Origin of the sequence: Streptomyces sp. PA03-6a (assembly GCF_033792765.1) — a bacterium.
In the GTDB taxonomy this organism is placed as follows: Bacteria; Actinomycetota; Actinomycetes; order Streptomycetales; family Streptomycetaceae; genus Actinacidiphila.
This window is the reverse complement of record NZ_JARAVK010000374.1, coordinates 1-6,303: the sequence shown is the minus strand read 5'-3', so window position 1 is coordinate 6,303 and position 6,303 is coordinate 1. Positions and strand designations below refer to the sequence as shown.

General features: G+C 65.2%; 1 protein-coding gene. It reads right to left on the bottom strand.

All coding sequences use genetic code 11. From position 1 onward, the window contains the following. Positions 1 to 551: 551 nt before the first annotated feature. Complete coding sequence (locus PV350_RS43340; RefSeq protein WP_500338876.1) at positions 552 to 5,024, bottom strand: hypothetical protein; 4,473 nt, start codon at positions 5,022 to 5,024, stop codon at positions 552 to 554. Between the last annotated feature and the right edge of the window lie 1,279 nt (positions 5,025 to 6,303).

Genomic DNA, 6,303 nt, shown 5'->3' with positions numbered 1-6,303 from the left:
GCGGGTACCACAGCGCTGCGCGCTGTGCAAGCGCAGGCCCCCGCTCCGCGGGGGCCTGCCGCCTCGCTGCGCTCGGCGGTCCGGGGCGCTTCGCACCCCGGGGCAATCCCCTCACTGCGTTCGGGGATTGCGGGCCCGCCTTGCGGGGCTTGCCTCACTTCGTTCGGCCCGCCCCACGCGGGCCTGGTGGGGCTCCGCTTCGCTCCACCCCACCCGCGGGCGCTGACACGCCCTCAATGTCAGGCTCGCTGCGCTCCCCTGACCGGCCCTCGGCTCCGCCTCCGGCCATGAGGCCCGCTGCCGCGGGCCAAGCTGGCTACGAGGGGGTGGGCGCGGTTCGATTGCTTCCGGCCGCCTCTCCTGGAAGGTAACGTGCGTCAAAACTGCGAGTCCGCTAAACTCTGGAACCAGACACCACCCCGGAACACCCCGCGCCGGGGCCGCACATCGCCCCGAATAAGCGCCATCTGATGCCCTCGCCAAACGACAGCGTCTTTCACTGAAAGACGCTGTCGTCCAACATTACATAGCGAAAACACAGAGGACCGTTACTAGCTACTCCCCCGGCGAACGGCCGACGAATGATCAGCCACAGTAACTGCGTGAGCGCCGTCGAGCATTCGGCCGACTGTTCCGTATTGGCGAACATCAGCGAGGCCTGCCGCAATCAGCTCCCTGTAACCAAACTTTACGTCACGAGGAAGTAGCTGGAATTCGGCGGCGACCCAGTCGGGGGTAACGGCACCTTGAGAGTCGCCACGGCGTCGAAGTAGACTATTCACGTCTTGCGTGAGATGCGCCAGCTTGTCGAAATTGAGTTGTGGTGCCGGCCGTGGAGTGGGTGTGAAATCGGGTCTGGGGCCGCCTACCGCGGCGTACATGGCACTTTGACGTGACGTGAATACCTTACCCATTACCGCCCCCAGGAAGTACTCGGCGGGGTATTCCGCAGGAGTGCCAGCGTATGCACTTAGCGCCCGCGCTTCGCGGGCATCGATCCATTTTGTTTTAAATTCGAAAAAGCGTGAAGGATTTTGGCGATATTGAAGGAAGTGACCAATTTCGTGGATGATGACAGCCGTAGCCGAATCATCATACTGCAGTGCGAGTCCCTTAAAGATGCCATCACTGTCGCGACGGCGATCAATAGTGGCTTCCAGAAGTCTCGGGGAGAGTATGAACCGGTCAGGAGCAATGAACTCCGCATACAGACTGCGAAGATATTGAGGTGAGTTTACGTCTGCCGTAATCATCATTTCAGAGTCTGCCAGCAGCGCCTGAGTGTATTTAGGAAAGTAGATCTTCATGTCCGGTACTTTGTATCCGGCACGCTGGACCATGTCCACCGCAGTGATGAGCTGATGAAGTCGACGGTCGGTCTGGTCCCGGGAATCCGTGGGGTCAATGTGTACCGTAACCGGGGTGCGTCCTACTGAAATGTCAAGCTTGGCCATATCGTCGAACCTGGTGTTCCGGTCCGTGATCCTCCCGTCCAAGACCACGGTACTCGCACTCGCGGAGTGGCCAGCTTGATGCCGAAATGAGTCGATTTCCGGGAATTTGGCTAGGACTTGGGACGGTATCGCACGGCCGCGCATCTGGTCTACGATGCGCAGATCGACTGTAATTCCCGCGTGTTCTTCGATGAGTGCACGGTTGATGCCAAAAAGGCGGTTGCTGTACTGCAGCATGAGACGCATTGCCGCCGGTGAGAGTGTGCCCTCGCTCGTCCTGGGGAGAATCAGAGCCTGCTGCCAGTCACTGCCCGGGGAGGTAGTTTCGAGGGGCGGCCGGATCACGTAACCAGCCATAGCCGGATCCACCGCGCGATAAGCAGCCTGCTGAATTTGGTTAAGTCGTGCCATGGGCGCCCCGCCCACCAGCATCGTCCGAAATTCCGACTTGAGTCTACCCTCGCTAAGCGCTTTAGCGAAATCTTCCAATTCTTTCGGATCTTCCAATGGCTGCTCAAGCAGGCGATGTGCCACAAGTACCGTGTCCTGATCCCATGGCGGCAGCTCGCTGAAGTTCTCATCATGCTCTTCCAACCGCGCTGCTATACCCCCCATGGGAACTCGCTGATACCGGCCCACTATCTGATACGCCGCTAGCAACGCTGCTTGCACTGAGTTGGGCGGAGTCCCCTCATTTGGCGTCTTGACCCACTTCCGCCGAAATGACTCCAGCGTCTCATTGCGGCCAGACCGCCCCGACACCACCTCGGAAGCCGGCGCCAGCACGGACGCCGGCGCCATGGGCGTATCACCCACGACAGCAACCCCACCCAGGCCCGGGCGCAGCTCCGGGCCCGCAGACTCCGTCACCACCCCCGCAACACCCGGCACAAACCCGCCCGCAGGGACCCCGCCCACGTCGCCTGCAGCACCGGGCGCCAAACGGTTCACGTCCACGGGCAGAACAGGCCCAGCAAATTCCCCGGCCGGGACACCCGCCACCTCACCGACGGCAGCACCCCCGGTAACCGCAGTCACCGCAGTGACCGCAGCAGCCCCGGCAGGCACCGACGGCAGCCGGCCGCCCCCCGCCGGCCGCCCACCAGCAGCCCAGCCCGGCCCGTAAGAATTCACAACCCTCTCCAACCGCTCGTACTCAGGCGTACCCGGCACCTGGTCGGCGAGCGCCGCCCCCAAAATCTCCTGGTTCAACACATCAGCATGCTCACTGCCCGTCCGCACCATCCACACCTGATCGATCAGCGGCAGCCACTCAACGGGGAACTTATCGACCTTAACCGGGTCGATCACCTTGGGCGGCAGATCGAAATATCTGCGCTTGAATTCTGAGACTCCGAGGCTGGAATTGAATGATACTCCGTAGGTCCTTTCCAGCTTCCCCATCAGCTCAGCACCCGCGTCCGGCCGGGAGCTGCCGAGGGTGGCGGGGATGCTAGCCGTATTGACGCCGCGGTCGGCCGCGACGACGGGGACGCCAGCCGTGCTGACGGCCTTGGTGTCTTCTCCGGTGCGTGCTCGACGGAAGAACGTTTTCAGACGTGCGGCCCCGCCGGGCAGACCCAGGCGCTGACCGGGGCTGACGATACGGCCGGCAATGGCGAAGGCCACAGCGCGTTCATTGGTACCGGCCTCCTCCTGGGTCAGGGTCGCGTAGTACCGGGCCACCATGGCGTCGTTGACGTCGACGGCACCCTCCCAGCGCATGCCCCGGAGTTCGCGCTTAGTTGCTGCTCGGAGTGAGCTGATGTTGCGTACGGGAAGACCGGCACGGTCGGCGGCCACCCGCCAGGTAGTTGCAGCCGCGAGGTCCTCGCCGCCTCGCCTGACGGCGGCAGCCTCAACCTTCTTGCTGGCACCTGCGGCTGCGGCAATTGCGGCCTTCTCGCCGGTACGCCTGGCTACGGCAACCGCGCCCCACTCACGGCCAGTCCAGTCTGTGGTGCTGCCCCCGGGCAGCCACCCGGCAACCAGGGTTTTGACATCGGCCTCTTCTTCACTGCCGTGCAGGCGCGTCCATGCGACAGCGAAAACATCCACACCCTCAGCGCTCAGCGCATCCCCGGCCTCGACAAGACGAGCCGCCGCGACATGCGGGGCTTCGACGGGACGCGCGGCATCCCGCGCCGTGTCCGCCACACCAGCCTCGTCGACGTTGCCGCAAGCCCTGTAATACTCCTCGAACGCAGCAACAAGTTTCTCAGTCCGGGCACTAGCCTGCCGCCCGTCAGGATCAGCAGCACGACGACGAGCAGCCGCCAACCGGTCATTCGAAGGTGTCGCCAAAGGAGGCTTGTCAAGTAGCTGCAGCGCGGCAAGGCCCCCGGTGGCCAGCTGTCGAATGGTGGCCTCTGCGACCACCCGACTGGCACGGAAAGCCACCGCAACCGCCCCCCAGTCACTATCGGTCCAACGCGTCGTATGTTCCTGGTCAAGCAGCCGGTAGCCAACCAGGGCCGCGACAAGCCTCTGCTCCACAACTGACCTGGCCATCCACTCCAGGGCGAAGACATCCACCCCCCTCTCTGCCATGTCAATCCCAGCCCGCAGCAAGCGGGCAACCGCCCCCGGCACATCGCTGCCGGTCAAGGCGGCCCGGGCTTCGAAGTACTCGTACTCAGCGAACACCTCGGGAAAGCGGTTTTCGGCTAGCCTCAGAATCGTGGCCGCTGCGGCCTTCTCACTCGCACGAAGAGCTACCACGACAGCGCCCCAGTCACCACCAGTCCAGGACGCGGTCACGTCCGAACCAGACAACCCCCTATACACCAGGGCCTCAACAACGGCCCGTTGCACAAGTGGCGTGGCCGCCCACTCCAAAGCGAAGACGTCCACCCCCGCCGCCACCAGGTCGCCGCCAGCCCGGACAAAGTGGGCAACGAAGCGGTCCTCGAATCTGTTATGCAAATAGGTCAGGATGGTGCGGTAATTCCTGAGCAAATCCGCAGGAATATAGCGAATAACCGTCTGCAAGGTGGCAGCGGCCGCGGTCGCCTCACCGGACCGGCGGGCCGCCGTAACAACCGACCACTCACCATCATTCCAGCGCCGGGTAATGTCCGGGCGCACCCACCTGCCAGCCAGCGCCTCGACAGCGGCCCGTTCACCGACCCCCCACCCAGGATCGGCAACGGCCCCACGAGCAGCCTCGGCACCGGACGTTTCATCCAGGCCCCCAGCAGAGATATGGACGGGATGAGCCGTAACAGCTTGGGGGAACTGACTGCCCGGATCCAGCAGAATCGCCTTGTACCGAGCCGAGTCGAGGCTGTGGCCAGTACCAGTCAGCCAGGCACTGACCTTGTCATGCCCCTTCCCGGGTTCGGACAGGCCACCCTTACCGCGCCCCGCTTCCGCCCCATCTGCCATCACATCCTCACCGACTACAGTGGCGTCATCCGCATCACCGCCGACCACCCCGGCGTCAGCGTCATCACCGAGCACCGTGACCCCGTCATCACTGTCGTCGGTGTCGCCCGCCACAGCGTCGGCGACCTCGGCCCCCTCGTCAGCCGTGCCGGGCACACGGCCAGCCACGGAACGCGTGACCACGCCGGATCCCAGGGCCAGGTCCGGGGTCGCCGTGTCAGCGATGCCCTCAGCATGCAGCCCCCCAGTAGCGCGCGCCCCCTCGCCCTCACCCCTGGCACCATCGGCCGGCACAGCATCCAGCCCCGCAAGCTCAGGCCGCATAAGCGCACCCGCACCCGCACCCGCACCCGCAGGCGAGTCCACACCAGGCAACATCCCCGCAGCCACCGCCGGCTCCCCCACCACAAGCGCGGACGGCTGCTCCCCAGCAGCGCCAGTACCCCGCGAACCACCACGAACAGAACCGGCAACCGAAACAGGACCGGCCACAGACTCGGTCACCATGGCAGCACCAGCAGACGCAGCAGCAGGCACCGTCCCGCCAGCACCAACAGAACCACCATCCAGGAGATCTGTGCCGGGCACGGCCGCATGCTCCACGACTGCCCACACATTACCCAGACCGTTCACCGCAGCCCCCAGAAGACCGCCGACCTCGCCGGGAGAACCGTCGGCGTCCTCGAACCCCGCAAGCCCAGCAGCAGGGCCCACGTCCTGGACATGCGCCAAGTGGTCACCACTCCCAGCCCCGGTGCCGGGGGCGGGGTGCTGGGTGGTGACGGTGTCAGCGGTGTCGTCGCCCTTGACGGCCGGCCCCACACCGCTGCGTTCCGGGCCAGTCGCCTCCATGACGAGCTGTTGAGCTCCGTCACCCGCTCTCGCGCCGCGCAGTGCACCCGGGACGTGTGGCACACCAGCACCAGCTGAGCCGCTGGGACCCTCTGACGTGCCGGAACCCGGGCCGGGACCGGTAACAGCCGTCTGGGGAGAAGCCCCCGGACCCGTGGTGACCGAACCCGTCCCGGTCGTAACCCCAGCCTCAATACCACGGCCCAGAGGCCCGGAAGCAGTGGTGGTGGCCGGGCCTGCCTGCCCACCCGTGCCGCCACCCGACACGACCCCGTCCGGCACGCCCGTACTGGTGTGGTCGGTGCCGGCCGGCCCGGGGTCACGCACCGCAGTCGCAGGCGTCACCAGAGTCTTCTCACCGTCATCCTCCATAGGGGCGGTGAGGTCTGCCGCCGGCGGCAGGCTGATACCCAGAACCGGGATCCTCGGCACCGGCACCCCGCCCCCGCTTGCGGTGCTACCGCCGCGGCGGCCACCACCGCCTTCGGTCATGCCCTCGACCATGCCCGAAGTGAACCCGTCCCCCACATTGCTGTTGTCATGAAACGCAGCATTGCCCATACCCGTACTCACCATCGTGCCGGTGCCCTCGATCACACCCCCACCCAGC